16 protein-coding genes and 1 pseudogene are annotated in these 23,637 nt (G+C 46.1%); 4 read left to right on the top strand and 13 right to left on the bottom strand.

The window, feature by feature from the left end; all coding sequences use genetic code 11:
- On the bottom strand, positions 1–903 hold the full coding sequence (locus tag IPJ02_14075) for a tyrosine-type recombinase/integrase (protein MBK7376635.1): 903 nt from the start codon (positions 901–903) through the stop codon (positions 1–3).
- A gap of 65 nt (positions 904–968) precedes the next feature.
- Positions 969–1,163, bottom strand: a complete 195-nt coding sequence (locus IPJ02_14070; GenBank protein ID MBK7376634.1) for a 30S ribosomal protein S21 — start codon at positions 1,161–1,163, stop codon at positions 969–971.
- 114 nt (positions 1,164–1,277) lie between these two features.
- Between IPJ02_14070 and IPJ02_14065 the strand changes: the two genes are divergently transcribed.
- Positions 1,278–1,865, top strand: coding sequence for a riboflavin synthase (locus IPJ02_14065; protein ID MBK7376633.1), 588 nt, complete (start codon positions 1,278–1,280; stop codon positions 1,863–1,865).
- A 24-nt stretch (positions 1,866–1,889) separates the two neighbouring features.
- Here IPJ02_14065 and IPJ02_14060 read toward each other — a convergent pair whose 3' ends face one another.
- The 6 genes from IPJ02_14060 to IPJ02_14035 all read right to left on the bottom strand — a co-directional run bounded on the left by IPJ02_14060 (position 1,890) and on the right by IPJ02_14035 (position 11,131).
- The gene (locus IPJ02_14060; protein MBK7376632.1) at positions 1,890–2,831 is read right to left on the bottom strand and encodes an acyltransferase; all 942 of its coding nucleotides are present in this window, start codon (positions 2,829–2,831) and stop codon (positions 1,890–1,892) included.
- A gap of 159 nt (positions 2,832–2,990) precedes the next feature.
- Entirely contained in the window at positions 2,991–4,847 is a 1,857-nt protein-coding gene (gene hscA / locus IPJ02_14055) for a Fe-S protein assembly chaperone HscA (protein MBK7376631.1), read from the bottom strand.
- A 75-nt stretch (positions 4,848–4,922) separates the two neighbouring features.
- The gene (locus IPJ02_14050; protein ID MBK7376630.1) at positions 4,923–6,071 is read right to left on the bottom strand and encodes a hypothetical protein; all 1,149 of its coding nucleotides are present in this window, start codon (positions 6,069–6,071) and stop codon (positions 4,923–4,925) included.
- Between the two features lie 122 nt (positions 6,072–6,193).
- A complete protein-coding gene (locus IPJ02_14045) occupies positions 6,194–7,195 on the bottom strand; it encodes a hypothetical protein (GenBank protein MBK7376629.1) in 1,002 nt (333 codons plus the stop codon).
- 42 nt (positions 7,196–7,237) lie between these two features.
- Positions 7,238–10,000 (bottom strand): hypothetical protein, encoded by a 2,763-nt coding sequence (locus IPJ02_14040; protein ID MBK7376628.1) that lies wholly within the window; start codon positions 9,998–10,000, stop codon positions 7,238–7,240.
- A gap of 18 nt (positions 10,001–10,018) precedes the next feature.
- Positions 10,019–11,131: a PorV/PorQ family protein gene (locus tag IPJ02_14035; protein MBK7376627.1), complete on the bottom strand. Its 1,113-nt coding sequence runs from the start codon at positions 11,129–11,131 to the stop codon at positions 10,019–10,021.
- A gap of 376 nt (positions 11,132–11,507) precedes the next feature.
- Between IPJ02_14035 and IPJ02_14030 the strand changes: the two genes are divergently transcribed.
- Together IPJ02_14030 and IPJ02_14025 are read left to right on the top strand one after the other, a co-directional pair.
- The gene (locus IPJ02_14030; protein ID MBK7376626.1) at positions 11,508–12,788 is read left to right on the top strand and encodes a tyrosine--tRNA ligase; all 1,281 of its coding nucleotides are present in this window, start codon (positions 11,508–11,510) and stop codon (positions 12,786–12,788) included.
- Positions 12,789–12,925: 137 nt separating this feature from the next.
- A complete protein-coding gene (locus IPJ02_14025; protein MBK7376625.1) occupies positions 12,926–14,038 on the top strand; it encodes an acyltransferase in 1,113 nt (370 codons plus the stop codon).
- Between the two features lie 65 nt (positions 14,039–14,103).
- Here IPJ02_14025 and IPJ02_14020 read toward each other — a convergent pair whose 3' ends face one another.
- The 5 genes and pseudogenes from IPJ02_14020 to IPJ02_14000 all read right to left on the bottom strand — a co-directional run bounded on the left by IPJ02_14020 (position 14,104) and on the right by IPJ02_14000 (position 20,741).
- Positions 14,104–16,038, bottom strand: a complete 1,935-nt coding sequence (locus tag IPJ02_14020) for a S9 family peptidase (protein MBK7376624.1) — start codon at positions 16,036–16,038, stop codon at positions 14,104–14,106.
- 97 nt (positions 16,039–16,135) lie between these two features.
- Positions 16,136–16,804 carry a G-D-S-L family lipolytic protein gene (locus tag IPJ02_14015; protein ID MBK7376623.1) on the bottom strand — a complete coding sequence of 223 codons (669 nt, stop codon included), beginning with the start codon at positions 16,802–16,804 and terminating at the stop codon, positions 16,136–16,138.
- Positions 16,805–16,810: 6 nt separating this feature from the next.
- Positions 16,811–18,218: pseudogene (locus IPJ02_14010) on the bottom strand (glycoside hydrolase family 125 protein).
- 162 nt (positions 18,219–18,380) lie between these two features.
- Positions 18,381–19,277, bottom strand: coding sequence for a cyanophycinase (locus tag IPJ02_14005; GenBank protein ID MBK7376622.1), 897 nt, complete (start codon positions 19,275–19,277; stop codon positions 18,381–18,383).
- A 171-nt stretch (positions 19,278–19,448) separates the two neighbouring features.
- Positions 19,449–20,741, bottom strand: a complete 1,293-nt coding sequence (locus IPJ02_14000; protein MBK7376621.1) for an aminotransferase class V-fold PLP-dependent enzyme — start codon at positions 20,739–20,741, stop codon at positions 19,449–19,451.
- Positions 20,742–20,970: 229 nt separating this feature from the next.
- Here IPJ02_14000 and cphA point away from each other — a divergent pair, with 229 nt between their 5' ends.
- A complete protein-coding gene (gene cphA, locus IPJ02_13995; GenBank protein ID MBK7376620.1) occupies positions 20,971–23,592 on the top strand; it encodes a cyanophycin synthetase in 2,622 nt (873 codons plus the stop codon).
- The last annotated feature ends 45 nt before the right edge of the window (positions 23,593–23,637 follow it).

The following is a 23,637-nucleotide window of genomic DNA, read 5'->3' as shown; positions in this document are numbered from 1 at the left end:
CTAGGCTTTGGGATGGGCTTTTTTATGGATATCCTTCAGTTTTTCAATGGTATTATGTGTGTATACCTGCGTGGCAGCAAGGCTGCTGTGGCCCAGCAATTCCTTAACGGCATTCAGGTCAGCCCCGCTGTTCATCAAATGGGTGGCAAAGGTATGCCGGAGCACATGGGGGCTTTTTTTGTCGATGGTGGTTACCAGGCCCAGGTATTTTTTTACCGTATTATATACATACCTGGGATAGAGCTTTTTCCCTGTTGGGGTTACCAGCAGGAATGTTTTATCATATTCCTCAAAAAAAACGGACTTGGCGGCCGTATACTCTTTCATCTGCTGAACCAGTTGTTTGCTCACGGGTATGATCCTTTCCTTATTCCCCTTGCCAAGGACCTTGACCGAAGAGTTGGCCTTATCCACATGCATTTCCTTTAAACCGACCAATTCAGCCTGGCGCATGCCCGTATTGTAAAAAAGTTCCAGTAAAAGCCGCTGTGTCCTTCCATCCCAGTTATCCGGGAATTCAACATGAGTAAATAATGTGTTCATGGACTCACTGTCTACAAACTGCGGCAACCGCTTATTTACCTTGGGAGATATGATCGCTGTCATCGGGCTTACCGCAATTACCCCGCAGCGCAGTTGGTATTTAAAGAAAGATTTAAGGGTTGATATTTTCCGGTTGATGGTCTTGCTCTCCATTCCCTGCTGCTTAAGAGAGGCCAGCCAGGACCGGATAAAACCTGCGTTTATCTCCTGCAACAGGGTTCCTCCAAACTGATCATGAATAAAGCTGAAGAAGGCGTCCAGGTCATTTTTGTAAGATACAATGGTATGCTGCGAATACCTTTTCTGGAATTTGAGATAACTGAGGAAGTCCCGGATGGATTGTTCGGCGGTTTGGAGCATAAAAAAACTGATACCCAAAGTTAGGATAACCGGGTATCAGTTCACTATATTGTTGACTTAAATTATCAGTCGAGCTTTCCGGCAGAAACCTGCTCCTTGTAAACTGCCTTCAGCACTTCCTTGCGGCGACGTACAGAGGGCTTGGTGTAAGACTGCCTTTCCCTTAATTGCAAAAGGATCTTGCTTTTCTCAAATTTCTTCTTGTACTTTTTGAGCGCTTTGTCGATGTTTTCGCAATCTTTTGAATCAATGATTAACATAAATTATTATATACCTCCTTTAGGTGATTTTTACTGCCTTTATCAGCAGGGCCGCAAAGATAACAGATTATATTTAAAAATTAAAATCTTACAACAAAATCCGAAATTTGGCACATGTTTACAGGCATTATCGAAAAAACGGGAATGATCGAAGAGGTATTATCAAATGGCAATAACAGGTCATTCCGGGTATCTTCCCCCCTATACAATGAACTAAAAGTTGACCAAAGCCTGAGCCACGACGGCGTTTGCCTCACCATCGAGAACCTCCAGAACGGCCAGCACCAGGTTACGGCCATTGCCGAAACCCTGGCAAAGACCAATTTGGGCACATGGCAGAAAGGGACCATCATTAACCTGGAAAGGTGTATGCAACTGAACGGCAGGCTCGATGGCCATTTTGTACAGGGGCATGTGGATACCACCGCAGAATGTATTGATATTGTGAATAAGAACGGAAGTTGGGAGTATCATTTCCGTTTCCCTGAAAAATTCGCAAAACTGGTCATTGAAAAGGGATCCATTACAGTTAATGGCATAAGCCTCACCCTCTTTAACATCAGTAACTCAGCATTTACCGTTGCCATTGTACCCTATACCTACGAGCACACAAATATGAAATGGCTGGCCAAAGGCGACCTGGTCAATATTGAGTTTGATATGATCGGAAAATATGTAAACCGTATCCAGGGTTTAACTTAGCTGGTCCTGGGGCTTTATGCGCTTTTAAACTCTCCTCAATTTCTTTTTCAGATCAAGGAAGGGGCTTTCAATAAACCGGTAACTTATAGCGGATACCAGGTAGTTCAGGGCAAGAAAAACAAAGACCCTTAAAATGACCGGCATTACAATATCCAGTCTCTCCAACGCCAGCAACCCGAACGTGAGTACAATGCCGTGAAAACAATACAGGCCGTATGATATCTTACCTGTGTAAACCAGAAATTTTGATGACCGGAGTTTTAAGACAGCCTGGTCATTCACCATCTGGTCAATGATGAAAAGGGCAACATAGATAATGAACAGGTACCGCCCGATGAGATCGAGCCAGGGTGCATAACCCGCCGGGGCCATATCCACCATGAAAAAAAGCAAAATGAAAAGTACCGGCAGGACCATTAGAAACAATAAGGACCTGGCCTTCCCGGCATTTTTAAACCACGAAACAAAAGCATATTCCTTGTGAAGAAAGTATGCCGCCAATATGCCGGCTGCAAAATCAAAGAGGTAGGTCAGTGTGTGAAAATCATGGTGAATACCGTTGAGAATTGCATAAACTGTATAGGTAACACTTACGCCTGTAAACACAAACACACATGCCTGGATGTGTTTTTGAAGAAACCATAAACAAAAACCCCATAACAGGTAGAATTGTTCTTCCACGGCCAGGGTCCACAAAAACCGCAGGAAATAAACATGTCCTTCCAGGTAAAAGTTTGAAATGAAGAACAGGTAATAATAAGCAGGCGGCAGGCTGACGGGTACATGGAAATAAGCAGAAGCATAGGGAACCAGCACAAAGGAAAAGATCATCAGCAAAAAATAAAGCGGCCAGATACGCAGCGCCCGGCGGATAAAATAACTGATGAAAGAAAAGTTGCCTTTTACTTTATACTCATTCATCCCAAGCCAGGTAAGCAGGAACGCAGAGAGTATAAAAAAAGACATCGATGGATAAAACAAGGTTCCTGTAAAAGAATTCAAGCATCCGGCTGAAAAGGTCCTGGCCAAATCCGGGATGGACGGCGTGAAAGAAATATACCGCCAGGAAGGATAAGCCCCGGATGGAGTCAAGCTGGGGGTAATAGTATATCGGCCTGTTGCTCATTAAACCTGGTCAATTTTATTCCCCTTCATTGTTTTTTGAATGGCTTCATCCATCAGCCGCTCTGCATACGGACGAGAAACATCGTTCAATTCCTCTGTTTTGGCCTGTATGAGGTTCTTGTCATTCATATCCAGCGACAACTGCAGCGCCTGCATGGCAAGCGATGTTGCAGAGATCTCTTTTCCGGTCAGTTCCCTGAAATTACGTTGAATAAATTTTTCCGTGGTCTGCAAAAGCTGCTCTGCCTCCGTTTTTGCCTCGGTCAGCGCACGGGTCTCCATATCCTCCTTCGCATGGGTCATTGAATCCAGCAACATCCGCTCCACGTCTTCATCCGTAAGGCCGTATTGCGGCTTTACTTCAATTGACTGTTCGGTGCCGCTGCGCAGTTCCTTTGCTTTCACCAGCAGGATGCCGTCTGCATTTATTAAAAAACTGACTTCCACTTTTGGCAGGCCGGCAGGCATGGCCGGTATTCCCGCCAGGTTAAATTCGGCCAGCCGGCGGTTATCTTTCACCATATCCCTTTCACCCTGGAAAACGGATATCTTCATACCGCTTTGTCCATCTTTGTACGTAGTGTATTGCCGGGATGCCCGGGTGGGTATTTTTGAGTTCCTGGGAAGCAATACATCCATCAGTCCGCCCATTGTTTCCAAACCAAGTGATAAGGGTGTAACATCCAGCAATAATATATCTTTTGTATTACCAGCCAGGATATCGGCTTGTATGGCGGCACCCAGGGCAACCACTTCATCCGGGTTCACACGGTCGTTCAGTGGTTTGCCAAAAAAAGCGGAGACCATCTTTTTCACCAGGGGCACCCTTGTACTTCCGCCAACCATCACCACTTCATCAATAGCAGCTTTGTCCAGGCCGGCATCTTTCAGTGCATGGGTGCAGGAACTTATCGTTCTGTCAACGACCGGCCTGATAAGCGATTCAAATGCATCGCTGGTTATTGAGATTGTTTTACCGGCATAGGTTGTTTCGAATCTTTCATTTAGCGACAACTGCTTTTTTGCTTCTTCAGCAGTTAACCGGAGTACCTGCCGATGCTTTTGCTCCTCCCCTGAATCTCCCAGTTCATTTTTCCGGATCCAGTAGTCCACAATGGCATTATCCAGGTCATCGCCACCCAGATACGTATCTCCATGCGTGGAAAGCACTTCAAATATCCCATTTGAGATATTCAAAATGGAAATATCAAAAGTTCCGCCGCCCAGGTCATACACAGCGATGGTTTTATTTTCTTCTTTGTGCAGGCCAAATCCATAAGCAAGGCTGGCTGCCGTAGGTTCATTAATTATGCGAAGCACATCGAACCCTGCCAGTTTACCTGCATCCCTTGTTGCCTGTCTTTGTGCATCATTAAAATAAGCCGGCACGGTAATGACCGCTTTACTCACCGGGGTCTTTAAAATATGTTCAGCCTGTTTTTTAAGTTCTTTCAGAATGAGCGAAGAAAGATCCACCGGTGAATAGAACTGTTTTCCCACCTGCACTTTCACCAGCCTGTTTTCATCATCAATGATCTTATACGCCAGGGAAGCCGTATTATTCTTCACATCATTGTAGGTCTTGCCCATCAGCCTTTTTGCTGAAAAGACCGTATGGGCAGGATCGGTGACAAGATATTTTTTTGCTTCTTCTCCTACTGTTACAGATCCGTTCTCTTCAAAGTGAACAACAGAGGGAACCAGAGAACTGCTGTTGTGCTCTTTCAGGGCCACCGGTTCTTTACTTTCGGGATGAATGATGGCCACCAGGCTGTTGGTGGTACCCAGGTCGATACCCACGATCATTTCATCCTGTTGCAGACTCCCCGTGGCTATGTTGATAGCAATTTTAGCCATTGAATATTTTTTGTCAAAGGTAACAAATAAAAAAGGCTGCCTGTTAAAGCAGCCTCTCTTGCTTAGGATCATATTTTACCGGAGTATGACCATTTTGCCATATCCCTTGGTAAAGAATTTATCGGTCTTATCGCCTTCGGCCCTGTACTTATCCAGCGATTTGCCATTCAGGTTTGTAAGTACCCTGTACAGGTAAACCCCGTTTGCCAGTTTGGCGCCGTACATATCCGTACCATCCCATTTGAATTCGGTGATGTTCCTTCCCACATGCAGCGGGCCCAGTTCATCAATGGTTATTTCCCGCACTACTTTTCCCGTAATGGTAAGTATCTGTATCCGCATATTCTGCGGTACTTCGCTTCCGGTAATGGTAAATACGAATGCGGTTGAAGTACTGAACGGATTGGGGTAATTGAGCAGGTTACTGATCATGGCTTTTGAGATCACCGTAAATGTTACATGGTAATCAATGGCACCTGCGGTGTTGCCAACCACATCCCTTCCGGAAACGATCAGTTCATATTCTCCTTCTTCCGGGAAATAAGGGAGGAAGTCAATGGTTGCCGTGTTGTTTCCTGTTGAAAGATTGGCAGGCGTAAAGCGCATCGAGTCGCCGAAGTGATAGGTACGCAATGAACCATCCGGGAAGCGGACCTGCACTTTGATATAGGCCGTATCACTTAAGGCCATAAAACGGCTTTCATCCTTTAGGTTTACCAGGATATGGGGCTTGGCCGAAACAATGTCCTTATTCAGGATATGCACTCCATCAAATGTTATATCCAGCAATGGATTGTAATTATCCGGTTTTACAAACAGTTCCTTGAACAGGATGTTATTGAAATGATATTGTTCCGGCTGTGCATTGTTGGGGTTTATTTCAACGAACAGGGTATTGTTGCCCGGGTAATTTTTGGTGTCGATCCGGTAACTTACCACCAGTGTATCTCCCGATACCAGTACTTTGCCTTTTGGCAATGTAATGGGGTGCGGAACATTACCCTGGTCGGTAATGACAAAATTTATACGCATGCTGTCGGAGAATGCTGTCTGGCTGATGTTCTTAAATGCCAGTTTGAAATCAACCTGCTCTCCCTGCTCACAGGTATCTTTTATCACAAACAGTATGTTCGGAGCTACGGCGCCTTCGGGTATGTAATCTGCATTCACCCTCCAGTACCTGAGTTGGTAAGGAGTGGCTTTTACAGAATCGGTATTCAGCATTTTTAATTTCAGGTATGGATAGGTACTGGCATTTATCCAGCTGAGGGAAGTATCTGTTGCTGGCCTTACCGTAGCAAGCAGGTCGGAAGTACCGGATGAAGTTATCCCATATACCTGTATCGCTACCGAGTCGGTTGTTGGGGTTTCAAGCGCAAACCCGCGCCAGTGAAGATCTTTCCACCTCTGGCCGGGCCAAGCCTGTCTGATGTAATATTACCCGTAAGATAATTGCCCACGGTATAGAAGATCACGTCCAGTTTATCGCTGTTCTGCAATGCAATGGTTTGATTTACCGCACCGGGGGTGGCTTTTTTGTAAACAAACACAAATGGTATATGTGTCTTTATGGAATCAATATAGCTGAAACCGGCACTTTTCAATGTATGGTATAATGACCGGCCGGAACCGTAAATGGAAGTATCCGCACGCCAATCAGCCGGGTAGTAACTGAATGGGGCCGCAGGGCTGTTTGTTACAACCACATAATTACCATTCTGAACGATCAGTTCCAGGAAGTCCATGATGTTCTTTCTTTCTGCCGGGGTGGTCAGTTTGAACTGGAAGAATCCCGGCAACACGGTACCGTTGATCGGGATTGGCCGCACACTTCCATACAGGCCCGAGGTTCCGTTATCAATATTTACCCAGGCTTTTTGGGTAACCGTATCAATTACATAAAACCGCAACACTTCGGTATTGGGTGCAAGCCCCGGACCATAAAAGCCCGCCTGCTCGATCAGGCCATCATTCCGGAGCGAATAATCATTGGTCTGGTTTGCAAAAGGATATACACCCGTTCGTACATTAAATTCAATGGGCCTTGTACTAAAGCTGAATGTCCGGTTGTTATCCAGTTGAATATTGCTGTATGCATTTTTCTGGAACTGGTAATAATGCGACTGGTTGAATCCTGCCGGACTGTTTGCCAGGTAAATGAAAGAGAAATTATTCCAGATATAATTATTGCCCGATGAAGGAACGGTTGTTGTTCTCCAGTAATAGACGGTACTGTCGGTAAACGTAATATTTGACGGCGTGAACTGGATAACACCACCCGTACCGGTCACATTGTAAACTTTCTTGAATACAGAGTTGAACAGTTCGGTGGTATCTATCTCCATCACATACTGCCGTTGGCCACTCAGTGGGTTGGCAGTACTTGCATATTACGATATGTTCTGCTGGTTAACGATGGAATAGTTGTAGGGAGAAATAGGACGAAGCTCATCTTCAAAAATGTAAAAATCCTTTGTCAGCGTATTGTTCATTTCAGACAGTTCGATGATGCGGCTGTCCACATCGAGCGTTACGATCAGTTTATTAAGCCCCTTATCCGTTATGGGATTGATTGGCACAATAAGGCTCACCGAATCCATATAAAGGGTGGCAGGTATCAACTGGTTGTATAAAACCCGGATGCTGTCATTGGGTAATTTTTGTTTTATGGATACCCGCATGGAGTCCCTGATCGCCTTCCCTATGTTCATGAATTTCACATCTACTTTAAAAGTACCGGCTGCAACCGTAATGATATTGGGTGTGAATTTCACCAGTTGATCTTCTATTACATAATCAGGTTTGGCAAAATAATTTATACGCAGGGCAGGGTCGCCATGCAGGTTTATTTCTTCCAGGTGTATCCGGGTATAAAAGTCCAGGCTGCCGGGGTTGCCTCCCAATGTCTGGAGGGTGCTCTTTATCTGGTTACCCACCGTATTGCCATACATGGACTTGCAGAAATTATCATAGAAACTCGTATTGTAATAATTAAGGAACGGCGCAATGCCAAAGTGTGTACTTCCTAAAAAGCCGATACTGCCCCGTTGGTCCAGGAAGATATACTTTTCGGAAAGCGACATACCACCATACCCGTTTACACGTATGGGATTGTAGGTAAAAAAGTTTCCAACGGTACAACCGCTCACATGCATAAAAGGATATTTGCCATAGTTCTGATAGTTCTCGGGGTAGTTCAGGTTAATGGCCAGTTCGTTTGCAGAAGAGTGGCCGAAATATTTAACATAGCTCAGCCCCTCCTGGAAAAGTTCACTGATGCGCAGGCTCTGCTGCTGCTCAATGGTAACAACAGAGGTTTTGGAAAATGTTTCCACATGGGCGCCGAACAAGGTATCCTGCGCAATGTTTTTATACCCGTTCATGTAAACCAGGAAATCCGCATTTTCTGTACTGTCTTTCCCGCCAATAGTATGCAATATGTTCTTCATCCATCCTTTGTCTGCAATGGTCTGATTGGTGGATTGCTGAGCCTGTTCATACTGCTTCATTTTATCGAGGTAGATGCCAACTTCATTTCCGTTGATGGCCCCCAGCCTGCCGATCGGTACCAGGGGAACATTGGTACCGGGCAAACAGGATAACAGGATATCTGATGCAGGCCATCCGAATGTCTGCACCAGGTCTATACGCTCGGTCATCGGGTTGGCCTGGTTGGCCACATAATCTATATAACTTAATCCACGGCCGATAATGAATACATACTTAGGTGTAACGCTGAACTGCTGGCTCGCATAGCGGATAAAATGATTAATAGAGGCCGGGTTCTTCTTAATGCCCAACCCGAACTGGTCATTCAGTTCATCGATGTCATAGATCTTGACATTGAATCCCCCTCCCGCAAACGAAGCCCTGTATTGCCGGTACAGATCAACATAGTTGACGCCGGTACCATTATTATAAAGTGCCGCATTGCTTATAATGAGGTAATCGCCCTGGAGAGAGCTGTTTGCAAAATTGGTGAATGTTTTACCGGTAAGCGAAGTAACCATATTGATATTCGAAACATCCTGGCTTACCAGGTTGAACTTTCTTACCGTATCTGTTGAGACCGGCAATGCAAAACGTACCTGTCCCGGGGTACTGATATCTCCCAGGTATCTCCGTCCATTGTTGTAATCGTACAGCAGCGGTGCGGTCCCATTGGTATTGAAATTTGTAATTACCAGGAAATTGCCGACATCACTGTTCTTTAATTCAAAATAAAAATTCTTCTGGTTGTTAAAATTAAACGTAGACGGGTAGGTTACCGAGAACGCACTTACCACTACACGGTCGTTTGGATTGGAGGAATTGCCATTGATACTTACCCCGATGAATGAAGGGCTTGTCAATATAGATAATGGCAGGTTCCTTATGGTGTCCTTCCGGTAATTGAAATAAGGCATGGGGGTCTGCAGGATCGTGCTGTTGTTGATCTTGACCACCAGGTCCCTGGTATACAGGGCATTTCCGGCCACGGCGGTGGTAACCATTACACTATTGGCGGGCCCTCCGGAATACCTGTTTACATCCAGCAGAACATTTGACAGCCCGCAGCAGGGATATATATCATTGCTTGTCCATCCCTCGCCGATATCATAGGCCGAAGAAAAAACATACTCACCAATAACGGCTGCATACCCCTTATTGATCTGGTTGCGGTAATTCACTTCGATCCTGCGCATAAAGTATGGATCAGCAGGCAATACATTACCAGCCGTGTTGTTGAGAGCGGAAACATATCGGAGATTGCTACCGGCAGCATTCACTGTAAGGAAATAACTGACCGTATCTGTTTCCAGGCTGTGTCTTTCAGAAAGCTGGTAATCCGGGTTGCGGTAAAGGGCCCGGTCTGGTTTTCCGTCATTCATTTCGCCCCAGAACTCCAGGTAGTCGCCTGAACCCAATATGCCCGTGGGAACAGAAGTGAATATGCGTACCTGTTGCCCGTTTCTCCAAAGCTGGAAATTTTCTGCCGGAACATTTCCCAATCCTGCGGCAGCCAATACCGGCTGCGGGATACGGGTGAGGGTATCCTTGGCAAGTTTGAACCTGTAATAGGTCTTGCTATAATCGATCCAGCTATTGTTCAATTGCGAATAACCGGTGGCTACCAGCAATACAATAAGGGGGGTCAACAGAATCTTTTTCATACTGATTTCAAATTATGTTTATTCTACCGTTTCTCTTTTTCCAGGGATATTCAGGCGGATAGAAAATATATGAGTGTATAATGGGTTTGACTGGTTGGCCAGGTTGGTAAATGCATAATCGATCATCACATTCTTTATTTTAAATCCGGCACCGGCACTGGGTTGGTATATCCATACTTTCTTCTGGTTGGTGGTATCTCCGTCTTTAAGCGCCCGTTGAAAATTTGTGATCCCGGCCCTTACAAAAAAAACATCTTTTATGTTTGCTTCCAGGCCAACATGCGGATCAACACTTACCGTATTCCCGCTAAGTACTGTATTCCTTTTCCCGTCAAAGGTCACATCTGCATTTATTTCTGCCATCAGGCTTACCGACCTGCCCAGCCGGAAGTCATAACCGCCCCCGATGATCAGCCGGGGTGCTGTCAGTTCAGTTGACTTGACCGGGATATCATTCCTGGTGAGGTAAAGTACTTCCTTTTCTTTTTCTGTGAACTTAAACGACCATGCATTGAATGTGGTGGTCAGATCACGGGCTACCAGGCCCCCATGCCATCTCCCGCTGCGTATCTGTAAACCTGCATCCAGCCCAAACCCCCAGGCGGTGGCAAATTTGCCCACCTTGCGGTAAATGACCTTGGCATTGAGTCCAAAACTTATGTTCCTGTTTTCCGTTTCTTTCAGCTTTTGAGCAAACGAAATGAGGAACGCATAATCAGCAGATGAAAAGGTCTGGATGTTGTTATAATTGATGCTGCCATCGGGTTCCACCAAAAACAATGTATTGGGGATATCATCCACTGCAAAACGTAAAATGGAAATTCCCAAGGCCCGTTTATTGTCCTGTATGGGCATGGCTCCCGATAAATAATCGTACTTGGCAATGCCGCCAAAATAATCGGCATGCATCAGGCCGATATTTGGAATACCATTCAAGCCGGTCAGCCCCGCAGGGTTCCAGTACCCGGCGGTTGCATCTTTTGCAGTAGCCACCTGTGCTCCTCCCATGGCCAGGCCCCTTGCGCCCGCACCTATATTTAAAAATTCATTTGAATATTTCCGAAACTGCGAATGACCGGGGATGGAAATGGCCAGGAGGGCCAATAAGCATATAGTCAGGTAAATTCTCATAATGTCATCGGGTTAGTAATTTTGATTTTATTAGGGCGGATTTTAATTAAACGTAATTATACTTGGTAAATTGTGTACATATATTAATATAAAATTAAGCCTATTCCCCCAATTTCAAACCCTCATCCTGCAAAATCCGGCGGCTGTTAAAAAATGGGGTTCTGGCTTAAAACAAGAGGCCTTTCCCCTTTAAAAAGATGCCTTGAAAAGAACGGGAAAACGGGGCAAATGTTTGCACTTTATAAAACTTTATGCAGTTTATAAGAATGCCGGACCTGCCGGATTGCTTTTTTATCAATTTTTATGAGCATTTTTGCCAAAATGATGTACGGCGGATCGATCTTTAAGGTTTGATTTTAAAAATTTTACAAAGAACATGCATTCTTTAATTGACGAATTACAATGGAGGGGAATGATACAGGATATTATGCCCGGTACCAAGGAGCAACTGGACAAGGAGATGACCACGGCATATATAGGTTTTGACCCCACTGCCGACAGCCTCCACATAGGCAGCCTGGTACCCATCATCCTCCTGGTTCATTTGCAAAAAGCAGGGCATAAACCCATTGCCCTGGTAGGCGGCGCCACCGGCATGGTTGGTGACCCCAGCGGCAAAAGTGAAGAAAGGAATTTACTGAGTGAAGAAGTGCTGAATCATAATGTGGCCTGTGTGAAAGCCCAGCTGGAGAAATTCCTGGACTTTGACAAAAGCAAACCCAATGCAGCCGAAATGGCCAACAACTACGATTGGTTCAAAGAAATTTCTTTTCTCCACTTCATCCGGGATGTGGGCAAGCACATAACCGTTAACTACATGATGGCAAAAGACAGCGTAAAGAAAAGGCTGGAAGGCGAGAACGGCATGAGCTTTACCGAATTCACTTACCAACTGGTGCAGGGCTATGATTTTTACTGGCTGTACCAAAACAGGAATTGTAAACTGCAGATGGGCGGCAGCGACCAATGGGGAAATATTGTTACCGGCACAGAACTTATCCGCCGCAAATGCGGCGGTGAAGCATTTGCATTCACCTGCCCGCTGATAAAAAAAGCCGATGGGGGTAAATTTGGCAAGACCGAGCAGGGTAATATCTGGCTGGACGCTCATAAAACAACGCCTTACCAGTTTTACCAGTTCTGGCTTAATGCCAATGATGCCGATGCAGAAACCTGGATCAGAATATTCACGTTCCTGGGCCAGGCTGCCATTAATGAACTGATCACAGAACAGAAAAAAGATGCCTCCAGAAGGGTTTTGCAAAAGGCCCTGGCCAGGGAAGTTACCATTCTTGTACATGGCGTTGATGAATACAACAAGGCCATTGAGACAACAGAAAAATTATTCGCCAATCAAAATGCACCGGCAGAAAGCCTCAGCACAGAAGACCTGGAAGAAATGGATGGTGTAATGAAGATCGGTTTCCCCAAAGAAAAAATAGCCTCCGGAATTGATGTGGTTTCTTTTTTGGCTGAGTCTTCCATCTTCCCCAGTAAAGGAGAAGCAAGAAAGATGGTGCAGGGCGGCGGCGTGAGCATCAACCGGCATAAAGTGGAAAGTGCCGACATGAGAATTGAAAACAGCTTGCTGCTTCACAACAAATACCTGCTGGTGCAGCGGGGAAAGAAGAACTATTACCTGGTAAGCATTGTATAATATCAACCCCGGGTCATTGCGATCTAAAAAACAAGTTGCCCCGGGGAAAGAAATATACGGGTTGCCAGCAATTTAACCCGGCTTACCGGCGTTAACGCATCAACCGACAAAACGATCCTGTTCCATTACCAAGATTAATGCACAGCAACAAACCAATATTTTTCCCGGGACTGAACGGCTTAAGGGCATTGGCTGCCATATCGGTGGTTATTTTCCACCTTACCCGTGACTTTGCCGAATTCAACCTGGACCCGTATATTTTTGGAACATTGTCTGATGGATCTCCAAAAGGTTTTGCCATGGCGGGTTTTGGCGTTACCATTTTTTTTGCATTAAGCGGCTTCCTGATAACCTACCTCCTGCTCGCCGAAAAACAAAAACAGGAAATAGGTATCCGTAAATTTTACTTCCGGCGGATATTGAGGATCTGGCCCCTCTATTACCTGTACCTGGCGGTGGCCGTGGCGGTGATCTTTTATTACAGCATGCCTTTTAACGGAACTATGTTGCTGACCTATATTTTCTTTGCAGCCAATATTCCGCATATAACCGATACGCCCCTGCCTTTTCTGCGACACTACTGGTCACTGGGCGTGGAAGAGCAATACTACCTGTTCTGGCCGTGGGTGGTGAAGAAAATAAAAAACAACCTCGTACATTTTGTGATCGGGTTCGTTTCGGTTTTCATTGTACTGAAAGTCGGGTTCCATTTCCTGTACCCCCGTTCCATCCTGGCTGCATGCTTCGATGTTATCCGGTTTGACTGCATGCTGATCGGGAGCCTGGGCGCCATTCTGTATTTCAACAAGCATGCGTTGTTCCTGAGGGTATTCACATCAAAAGCAACACAGGCGGTTGCATGGCTTGTTATTGTACTGCTGGTACTGAACATCTTTCACATCGCATCCATCATCGACCATGAAATTGTGAGTGTGGTCACCGTAGCCCTGATCATGGGACAGATCACTGTAAAGAACAGGCTGGTGAACCTTGATATCAAACCCTGTGATTTTCTCGGCAAGATATCTTACGGCATTTACGTGATACACCCGCTGATCATTTTCTTCTCAGCAAAGCTCCTCAGAGGCCTGGATATGCCGCCCATACTGAAATATGGCTTTGTTTACTGCTTTGTGATCGCTGCCACTGTATTCGTATCCTGGTTCTCCTATACGTATATCGAGAAATGGTTCCTAACGCTGAAGTTAAGATACACGGTTGTTGAAAGTTCCAATGCAAGGACTGCATAAATGAGTTACTGCATAAAAAAAATGCCCCACTTTTGGAGGGGCATTTTTTATTTATTACCTGTGCATTACTGTTTCTTCTGTTCTGCCGGTTTACCGCTCAGGTGTTTATCAAAGAATTTTTCCATCGCCTTATAAAAATCGATGCGGTTGTTCTCATTGGCAAAACCATGCCCTTCATCATTCTTCACCATGTATTCAACCGATACGCCTCTTTTCTTCAGCGCTTCCACCACCTGGTCGCTTTCGGCTTTGTTCACCCTTGGGTCGTTGGCACCCTGGGCAATGAACAAGGGCGCTTTTATGTTCCCAACATGCAGTGCCGGGGATACTTCTGCAAGCAGGGCACTGTCTTTTACAGGATCGCCTACCAGTTCATACATCTGTTTTTTAAAGGGTTCCCAGTAGGGAGGTATGGTATTCATGAACGTGAACATATTGGATACCCCAACATAATCTACTGCACAGGCATAGAGGTCGGGAGTGAATGCAACGCCGGCCAGGGTTGCATAGCCGCCATAACTGCCGCCATAAATAGCCACTCTTTTCTTATCCGCAATGCCCTCTTTGATCAACCAGTTAACCCCATCGGTAATATCATCCTGCATTTTTTTGCCCCATTCTTTGGAACCCTTCAGCCAGAATGCTTTGCCATAGCCGGTAGAACCCCTGAAGTTCATCTGCAACACAGCATAGCCCCGGTTTGCCAGGAACTGCACTTCATTATTAAAGCCCCACACATCCCTGGCCCATGGGCCGCCATGCGGATTAACGATCACAGGCAGGTTTTTTGCTTCAACACCCTTCGGCAATGTGAGGTAACCATGAATGGTCAACCCGTCCCTCGACTTATATTCAATGGGTTTCATGGTTGCCATATCTTCTTCCTTCAGCCACGGCCTTCCGGTAGCCAGGTATTTTGTTTCCCCGCTCTTCCTGTCGTAGAAATAAAATTTAGAGGGCAGTTTATCATTACCGGTCCATACAATGAACTTGTCCTCTTCATTATTATTTCCGTAAATAGCAATTTCATATCCCTTGAACTTATCCTTCATCTTCGTATACTCTGCTTCTGCCTCCTTGTCTATAAAATGCTGCTCATTTTTCCAGGAGGTAAAGAAAGCCGACTGCAGCACTTTTCGTTTGGGTGAATAATCCACCCCGTCCACATCATACTCCGGGTTGCTGTAAATTTCCCTTATTTCCTTTTTGGCAGCCAGGTCATACTCAACAATGGCGGTCTTATCCCTGCCGATATTACTGGCCACATAAATATTCTTATTATCAAAGGTGAAGAGGTTCGGGTTAAATGCTTCCTTGTAACTGGTGGTCAGCAGGGAATCGAACGGATCTGCTTCGGTTGCCCGGTGATACAGCGTGATGTTTACCCCATCGGTTTTGGTCGCAAGCCGGATCACCCCGTTGTGATCGGTATACCAGCTTTCGAAGTTCTTATCATTCTTATACAGTTCCTTCAATTCCCCGCTTTCTATATTGATGCTGTAGGGATCAAAATAACGGGTATCCCGCTTATTCATTTGTATCATCACTTCCTTTTCTTTACCTGGTACATACCGGAGGTCGTTCAGTATCATTGTCCGCACCTTGGGGAAGGGTGTCAATGCTTTCTGGTCTTTCCCGTCAATGGATACCGAGAACAACTGGAAGTTCTCATCCCCCCCTACATCCTGCAGGTATAATATGCGGTTGCCCTTCCACTGATATTGAAAAATAGGCCTTACCGAATCGAAGGTTACCGGGATGCCAACCGAATCCGATATCCTCCGAACAAATACATTCATATGACCCAGATGATTGGAGCGGTAAGAAATGTATTCCCCGTCGGGAGATATCTGCCAGCCGGTCTTATCGGCATTTTTGAAAAAATCTTCCAGCGCTACCAGCGGCGGCTTTTCTTCTTTTTCTGTTTTGGAGGTACAGGCCGAAACCGTGATCAGGATCGCTGATAACAGCCACAGCACTTGTTTTTGAATGATCTTCATGGCGTTTGTTTTGTTGGTGAGTAAAGGCTGTGGGGACCAGGTAAGCAGAAGTTGAAGATAAATCTTTTTTAAAGACAATAAAAGGTTCAGCAGTGAATTATAAGGCCAGTATGATTTTTAACATTTCTTCCGCAACCAGCTGGTTCCCGCGGGCATTCAGGTGAACCCGGTCGGTGGTAAGGATACCGTACTCTTTATTGCCGGGATTGTTCTTCAGGTTATAATCCAGGAAGGCTTTGCGGAGGTCAACCAGGGGCAGGTTATTTCTGGCAGCAATATCCCTTATGATATTGCTGTATTTATTCAGGTCGCCGTCCTGTTCGTTGCTGAAGTCTGTCTTCTCCCCGATCACTGCCGGCGTGCAGAGTACTGCTTTGATGTTCTTATCTGACAGTCTTTTTATAATAGCCTCGTAAAACCGTTCAAACTTATCCGCATCGGTGCCGGTGCCACCGGTACGTTTATGCCACACATCATTCACCCCGATATAGATCACCACAATGGACGGTTCCCTTTTCAGCACATCATCTTCCATACGCAGAAAAAGATCATACACTTTATTGGCGCTAACCCCCGATCCCAGCAATTCAAAACGGTCGCCAAGGCCCTGCTTTGTGATCATCGAATCCATCCGCAGGATATACCCGCCCGGATGTACCCCCGCTTCGGTAATGGAATCCCCGAAAAAGATGACCCGTTTCTTAAGACTGGAAGGCATAAGCAAGGCAATTAAAGCGAAAATGGAGGTAAAAAGCAGCGTCTTCATAAAAGATCAATTCAGCAAATGTCTTCTTTCTTTATAGATTTTCCATATTAATTCTCCAAAAAGCGTGTTGGCCCAGGCAAACCACTTGCGGGTGAATTTTGTGGCATCGTCCTTATGAAACGATTCATGCATGAAACCGGTGCCGGCATGGGTCTTCTGCAACATATCCAAGCACATCTTTATTTCTTTATCATCATTGCTGGTCAGTGCTCTCATGATGATACTCATCGGCCAGATATAATCCATACCCACATGCGGGCCGCCAATGCCTTCGGCCACTTTGCCTTTGAAGAAGAAGGGGTTCTCGGATGAAAGAACAAATTTTCGCGTATTTCTATAGATTTCGTCATTTAGGCTTCTTGTATCCAGATAACCCATTGAAAGTAATGAGGGAACATTTGCGTCATCCATCAAATTAAAACTTCCAAAACCATTTATCTCATAGGCATATATTTTGCCGAATCCCTTTTGTTCAATTAGGAGCATTGTGCTCCAAATTCCGTCAGCAATTTTTTTTATTAGCTTTTCAACCATGAGTAAAATTCTTGTCTTCATGTAATTCAATCAAATTCAACAATGAAAGCATTGCAAAATAATTACCCGGAATGTTGAATGGAAAAACCGTCGCATCATCACTCGGCCTGAACATTGCATGTATCAGCCCGTTTTTGCTTGTTGGATAACCATAACCTCCCAATGGTACCCCATCGGTTGCCCAACTCGTTGTACGTTCAAATTTATAAGGGCCATTATTCTCTAAGCGCTGCTGTTCTTTAAATGTCTTTACGATCAACCGCATCGCTTCCTGCCAGTCTTTATCAAATACAGAAGCATCTCCTGTTTCTTTCCAGTAACCATAACTCAGCCGGATCGGGTAACACAAACTGTCTATCTCCCACTTGCGTTCGTGAATGCCGGGTTTCATTTCGGTCTTGTCGTCCTTCCATTCGCTGATCTTGTTCTCATCTTTATAAAAAGCATTGGCATAGGGATCCTTTAAAATGCATTTTACCTGGCGGTTGATCACCCCTTTTATCAATTCCTGCAAATTCTTATCTTCTCTCATCAGTGGCAGGTAAGGCCATACCTGTGCCGAAGAATCCCGCAGCCACATGGCGTCAATATCACCGGTGATGACGAAGGTATCGGGCTTACCGTTGATGATCTCAAAATCAACGGTGGTATCCAGGGTGTTGGGGAAACAGTTCTCAAACAACCAGGCAATTTCTTTATTGCCGGTGTTCTTTTTTATTTCAGCGATCAGTTTTTCGATTGCCGGGCTTTTGAATTTCCGCTGGCTTTCCGGCACTCTTACCACGGGAAAATCATTGTTCCGTTCTGCAAAGGAATAATTGCTCATGAATAAAGCTGCCGATGCAAGAGACGATTGCTGGATGAATTTTTTCCGGTTCATGGCGGTAAGGTAAAAGAAAATAATAAGACTCAGAAGTTAAACGGGATGTCAGCCTGTCCCATAGTTATCGGGATGTTTTAAGCGCTTCACGGGAGTGATATTCAAAAATATCACCCCTAACGGGATTGAATAAAGAGATATCCGATAAATGCTCAGGAGTTTCTATTCCACATCCACCTGTTTCTTTATCAGCGAACCGGTACCGGCTTCCATTAAAAATTTACGCTCTTTTAAAAGATAGCCGTTTCCATGCTCACAAAAATGCACTTTCAGGTTTTCGATACTGATGGGATTGCCATCGGGTATATCGGCAATATTGGAGTGGAGCATCTCGTGCCCGTCGATGATCGTAACCAGCCCGCTGCCGATGGCTTCCATTTTATTTCCACCCGTTACCAGCATGGCGGTATCTTCCCCCAGGCCAATGCCTATGCAGGACGGGTTACTGGCAACGGCCTGTGCCAGCCGAACAAACCTTCCCCGCTTTTCAAAATGTGAATCAAATATCACGTTATCCATGAATCCCAGGCCGGTGGTGATCTTCACTTCGCTCTTTAAATGGGCCCTTGCTGCATTCCCTTCATAGATCATGGTATTACTCATGGCCATGGCGCCTGCCGAAGTGCCGGCAATAACAAAGCCATCCTCATCCAGGTAACGGTCCATTATTGTCTGAAAAAAAACAGTACCGCCAAATGTGCTGCTGAGGCGCAACTGGTTACCGCCACTGAACATTACTACCGTGCAGGCAGCTATACGATCGATGTATTCCCGGTTACCGGTATCGGCCCGGTTACGGATATGCATCACACCCACATCGGTGCAGCCTATCTTTCCAAAAGCATTCAGGTAATTGTCGCCCACCTCGTAGGGTATGGTACTGGCGGTAGTAATCACTTCAATACGGCTGAGAGGGCCGCCGGCTTCTTCCACAATGCGGCGGAGGATACCGAGTTCAAAAAAGTTCAGGTTATTGCGATGGATCTCTCCTTTCTCCAGGTCTGTTCCCTTGTCTTCCGCTCCTCCAATCGCTATCAGTTTTCCTTTAGCAAATTGCATTTAATCTTTTTATGATTAACGCAAAAATACGGGAATTCGTGTTTGGCAGGTGAGAACTACTTATCAAGGGCTGTTAATTATGCTCATTCGTTTAAAAACGTTTCATTCGTTTAACCCGTTTCAAATCAGCATAAGCACAACGTCATAAACGTTTTAAACGACTGAAACGGTTCAAATGCCCTTTGCAAACTTTTCAATTCCCTCTACAAGCCTGTCCAGGTTTTTGGTACTGGTATAAACATTGGGGGTAATGCGCACACCGCTGATATTCTCCCACTCAATGCCCACGCTGTGTATTTTAAAGTTAGTCCACAGGTAACTGTCAAGCTCTGCAGGTTTTTTCCCTTCCACACTCACCAGGCCAATGGCGCATCCGAATTCCTTTTTAAATGAAGTATGCAGTTTTACTTTGGGAATATTCTTCACCCGTTCCATCCAGTAGTTCTTCAGGTAAAGCAATCTTTCTTCTTTACGTTTGGCCCCGATCATGTCATAAAAATCAATGGCCTTATCCGTTGCTTCTTCAATAAAGAACGGGCGGGTGCCCAGGTGTTCAAACTTGCGGATATCCGCTTCTTCTTTTTCGCCGGCGCCAAACAAGGGCCAGATGGTCTTTATTTTTTCCTTGCGTACATACAACAGTCCGGTACCGATGGGCGCACCCAGCCACTTGTGCAGGCTGGTACCGAAATAATCGCAGTTAAGTTCCGGCACCTTAAATTCAAAGTGAGCGAATGTATGGGCGCCATCCACCAACACGTCAATATTGTTCTTCTTCGCCGCATCGGCGATTTTCCGTACCGGCATCTTTTGCCCGATCCAGTTTATCATGTGGGTAACCTGCACCAGTTTTGTTTTTGCAGTGAATGCATCGGTGTATTGTTTCACCAGGTAATTCTCATCTTCACTGGGCAGTTCCAGATTTATCCAGACCAGCCTGATGCCTTCTCTTTTCTCCCGTTGCTTCCAGGCCCCGATCATGTTGGGATAATCCTGTTTGCTCAGCACCACTTCATCGCCGGCTTTCAGATCGAGCCCGAATATCACGGTTTCCAGTGCTTCCGATGCATTCCGGTGCAGGGCGATCTCTTCCTTATCGCATCCCGCCAGCTGGGCCAGGCTTTTCCGGAGCGGCTCCCTTCCCTGGTCAATGATGCGCCACATGAAATAACTGGGCGCTTCATTACTGAAATCATAGTTACGCTTCATGGCATCGGCCACTACTTTAGGAGCAGGGGCCACGCCCCCATTATTGAGGTTGATAAAATTGGGCGCAATGGTATAGGACTGCTGCACATAATACCAGAATTCCTCATCGGTTGCCAGGCCGGCCGGTGGTACCGCCGCTGCATTTTTTAATGCCGACTGCAGATCACGGCTCCATGCCGGCTGAAATAAACCGGCTGTGAGCGCAGATGCAGACAATAACCCTGCTTTATTGAGGAAAGAACGGCGGTTGGACATGTGAATTATTTTAGAATTACAATGTACAAATTTTGTTTTTTGCAAAGCAAGATGATTTTGGTAATTTCCATTTTGCCCCTATCCCCTAAAGAGGGACAAGGGGTATCACGAATAAAAATATTTTCATTTCAATGATCCTGTATACCTGAAGAAAAAGAGCGATAATACATTAGTCTCCCGGGTTCCCCGTTAGGGAATAGGGGCAAACATCAAACCTACAAACTGAATTATGAAGATCGTTGAAATCAAAGTGCTCAAGGGGCCGAACTACTGGAGTGTGCGGAGGACCAAACTGATCCAGATGAAACTGGACCTGGAGGAGATGGAACAAAGGCCCACCAATTCGATTGATGGTTTCAGGCAGCGGTTGGAAAAAATGTTCCCTACCATGATCGAACACCGCTGCAGCGTGGGGCACCGGGGTGGTTTCTTTGAGCGGGTGGATGAAGGTACCTGGATGGGCCACGTGATCGAACACATTGCGCTGGAGATACAGACCCTTGCCGGCATGGATGTGGGTTTTGGAAGAACAAGAACAGCCAATGAAAAAGAGGGTGTGTATTATGTATGCTTCACGTACATGGAAGAAGATGCCGGTGTGTATGCCGCCAAGGCCTCCGTTCGCATTGCACAGGCAGTGACGGACGGCGTGGAATATGATCTGGATGAAGACATTCAGAAATTAAGGGAGATACGGGAAGATACAAGGCTCGGCCCTTCCACCGGCTGCATTGTGGATGAAGCCGCAAAACGGAATATCCCATACATCCGGTTGAATAAACAGAGCCTGGTGCAACTGGGTTATGGCGTGAATCAAAAAAGGATCAGGGCCACCATTGCGTCCACCACCTCCAACATTGCAGTGGATATTGCCTGCAACAAGGAAGAAACAAAAATGCTGCTGGAAGCAGCAGAGATCCCTGTCCCGAGGGGAACGGTGATCCGGACAGAAGCAGGGCTTGACGAAGCGATACAGAAATTTGGTTATCCCCTGGTGATAAAACCCATCGACGGCAACCATGGCAAAGGCAACACTACCAACATCACCAACCGGGAGCAGGCGATCAGAGCACTGGAAGCAGCCAAACAATATGGCCGCAATGTGATCGTGGAGCGGTTCATTACAGGCTATGATTTCAGGTGCCTGGTGATCAACAATAAATTCATTTGTGCAGCATTGCGTACCCCCGCTTCGGTGGTGGGTGATGGCGTACATACCATCCAGTGGCTGATCGATGAGACCAATAAGGACCCACGCCGGGGTTATGGGCATGAAAAAGTGCTGACGCAGATCACCATGGACCAGTTCACCCAAAAAATGCTGGATGATGCGGGCATTACGCTGGAAACGATCCCTGGAAAAGGAGAACGGGTCTTACTGAAGCCAACGGCCAATCTATCAACCGGTGGCACGTCAACCGATGTAACCGATGAAGTGCACCCGACCAATATCTTCATGTTTGAACGCATTGCAAAGATCATCGGCCTTGATATATGCGGCATTGATGTAATGGCAGTGGACCTGCGTACCCCGGTAAGTGAAAATGGAGGCGCCATCCTGGAAGTGAATGCAGCGCCGGGATTCCGCATGCACATCGATCCGGCAGAAGGGCTGCCCCGCAATGTTGCCGAACCGGTGATCGATATGCTGTTCCCCAAAGGAAGTGTTGGGCGGATCCCGATCATTGCTGTAACCGGAACGAATGGCAAAACGACCACGACCAGGTTAACTGCACATATTGCAAAGAGCGCCGGCAAGAAAGTGGGCTATACTACCAGCGACGGCGTATATATACAGAACCAGTTAATGATGAAGGGTGACTGTACGGGGCCCATCTCATCCACGTTTGTGCTGAAAGACCCTACGGTTGACTTTGCCGTACTGGAATGTGCAAGGGGTGGTATCTTAAAAAGCGGGTTGGCTTTTCAGAACTGCGATGTGGGTATTGTGACCAATGTGGCCGCTGACCATATTGGCCTGGGCGGTATTTACACCGTGGAGCAAATGGCAAAAGTGAAATCGGTGGTTCCGGAAACTGTCTTTCCGCATGGCTATGCCATTTTAAATGCAGAAGATGACCTTGTTTATGCAATGAAAGACGGGCTGACATGCAATATTGCCCTTTTCAGCATGGATGAAAATAACCCACGGATAAAAGAACACTGTGCCGGCGGCGGGCTGGCAACGGTTTATGAGAACGGTTTTGTAACCATCATGAAGGGAAACTGGAAGATACGGGTGATGGCAGCAAAGGATATCCCGCTTACCTATGAAGGAAAGGCAGTGCATAATATTGCCAACTGTTTACCGGCCGTACTGGCTACTTATTTATACCGTGATATTTCCATTGATGATATAAAACTGGGATTGCAGACCTTTATGCCCGGGGAAGCATTGACACCCGGCCGCCTGAATTTCTTCAACTTCCGGAACATCACGTTCCTGGCCGACTTTGCCCATAACCCGCATGGATTAAAACTGCTTTGCGATTTTGTAAGCAAACTGGAATACAAAACAAAAGTGGGTGTGATCAGCGGCACCGGCGACCGGCGGGATGAAGACATCATGGAACTGGGTGAGATCTCAGCACAATACTTCGACCAGATCATCATCCGCTGCGATAAGAACCTGCGTGGCCGTACCGCCGATGAGATCATCGGTTTACTGAAACAAGGCATCGATAAAGTGAACCCCCATGTACCCACCCTTACCATTGCCAATGAGAACGAGGCGCTGGAATATATCTATGCAAACCAGGTACCCGGCGCATTATATACCATCATGTGTGATGTGGTGGCAGGGGCGCTGGATAAGATCAAGGAACTGAAAGCAAGAGAAGAAACGGAATGATGAACCTGCCTGCAGGCAGGTTCGGTGTTCTTTACCCTTGTCCCT

This window comes from Chitinophagaceae bacterium (assembly GCA_016710165.1).
Lineage (GTDB): Bacteria > Bacteroidota > Bacteroidia > Chitinophagales > Chitinophagaceae > Ferruginibacter.
The sequence above is the reverse complement of the archived record's forward strand: the minus strand, read 5'-3'. Positions and strand labels throughout refer to the sequence as shown.

Bases quoted from the DNA above. Each gene is read 5' to 3' on its own strand.
- IPJ02_14075 (MBK7376635.1), bottom strand. From the start codon at position 903: ATGCTCCAAACCGCCGAACAATCCATCCGGGACTTCCTCAGTTATCTC.
- IPJ02_14070 (MBK7376634.1), bottom strand. From the start codon at position 1,163: ATGTTAATCATTGATTCAAAAGATTGCGAAAACATCGACAAAGCGCTC.
- IPJ02_14065 (MBK7376633.1), top strand. From the start codon at position 1,278: ATGTTTACAGGCATTATCGAAAAAACGGGAATGATCGAAGAGGTATTA.
- IPJ02_14060 (MBK7376632.1), bottom strand. From the start codon at position 2,831: ATGTCTTTTTTTATACTCTCTGCGTTCCTGCTTACCTGGCTTGGGATG.
- hscA (MBK7376631.1), bottom strand. From the start codon at position 4,847: ATGGCTAAAATTGCTATCAACATAGCCACGGGGAGTCTGCAACAGGAT.
- IPJ02_14050 (MBK7376630.1), bottom strand. From the start codon at position 6,071: ATGCTGAATACCGATTCTGTAAAAGCCACTCCTTACCAACTCAGGTAC.
- IPJ02_14040 (MBK7376628.1), bottom strand. From the start codon at position 10,000: ATGAAAAAGATTCTGTTGACCCCCCTTATTGTATTGCTGGTAGCCACC.
- IPJ02_14035 (MBK7376627.1), bottom strand. From the start codon at position 11,131: ATGAGAATTTACCTGACTATATGCTTATTGGCCCTCCTGGCCATTTCC.
- IPJ02_14030 (MBK7376626.1), top strand. From the start codon at position 11,508: ATGCATTCTTTAATTGACGAATTACAATGGAGGGGAATGATACAGGAT.
- IPJ02_14025 (MBK7376625.1), top strand. From the start codon at position 12,926: ATGCACAGCAACAAACCAATATTTTTCCCGGGACTGAACGGCTTAAGG.
- IPJ02_14020 (MBK7376624.1), bottom strand. From the start codon at position 16,038: ATGAAGATCATTCAAAAACAAGTGCTGTGGCTGTTATCAGCGATCCTG.
- IPJ02_14015 (MBK7376623.1), bottom strand. From the start codon at position 16,804: ATGAAGACGCTGCTTTTTACCTCCATTTTCGCTTTAATTGCCTTGCTT.
- IPJ02_14005 (MBK7376622.1), bottom strand. From the start codon at position 19,277: ATGCAATTTGCTAAAGGAAAACTGATAGCGATTGGAGGAGCGGAAGAC.
- IPJ02_14000 (MBK7376621.1), bottom strand. From the start codon at position 20,741: ATGTCCAACCGCCGTTCTTTCCTCAATAAAGCAGGGTTATTGTCTGCA.
- cphA (MBK7376620.1), top strand. From the start codon at position 20,971: ATGAAGATCGTTGAAATCAAAGTGCTCAAGGGGCCGAACTACTGGAGT.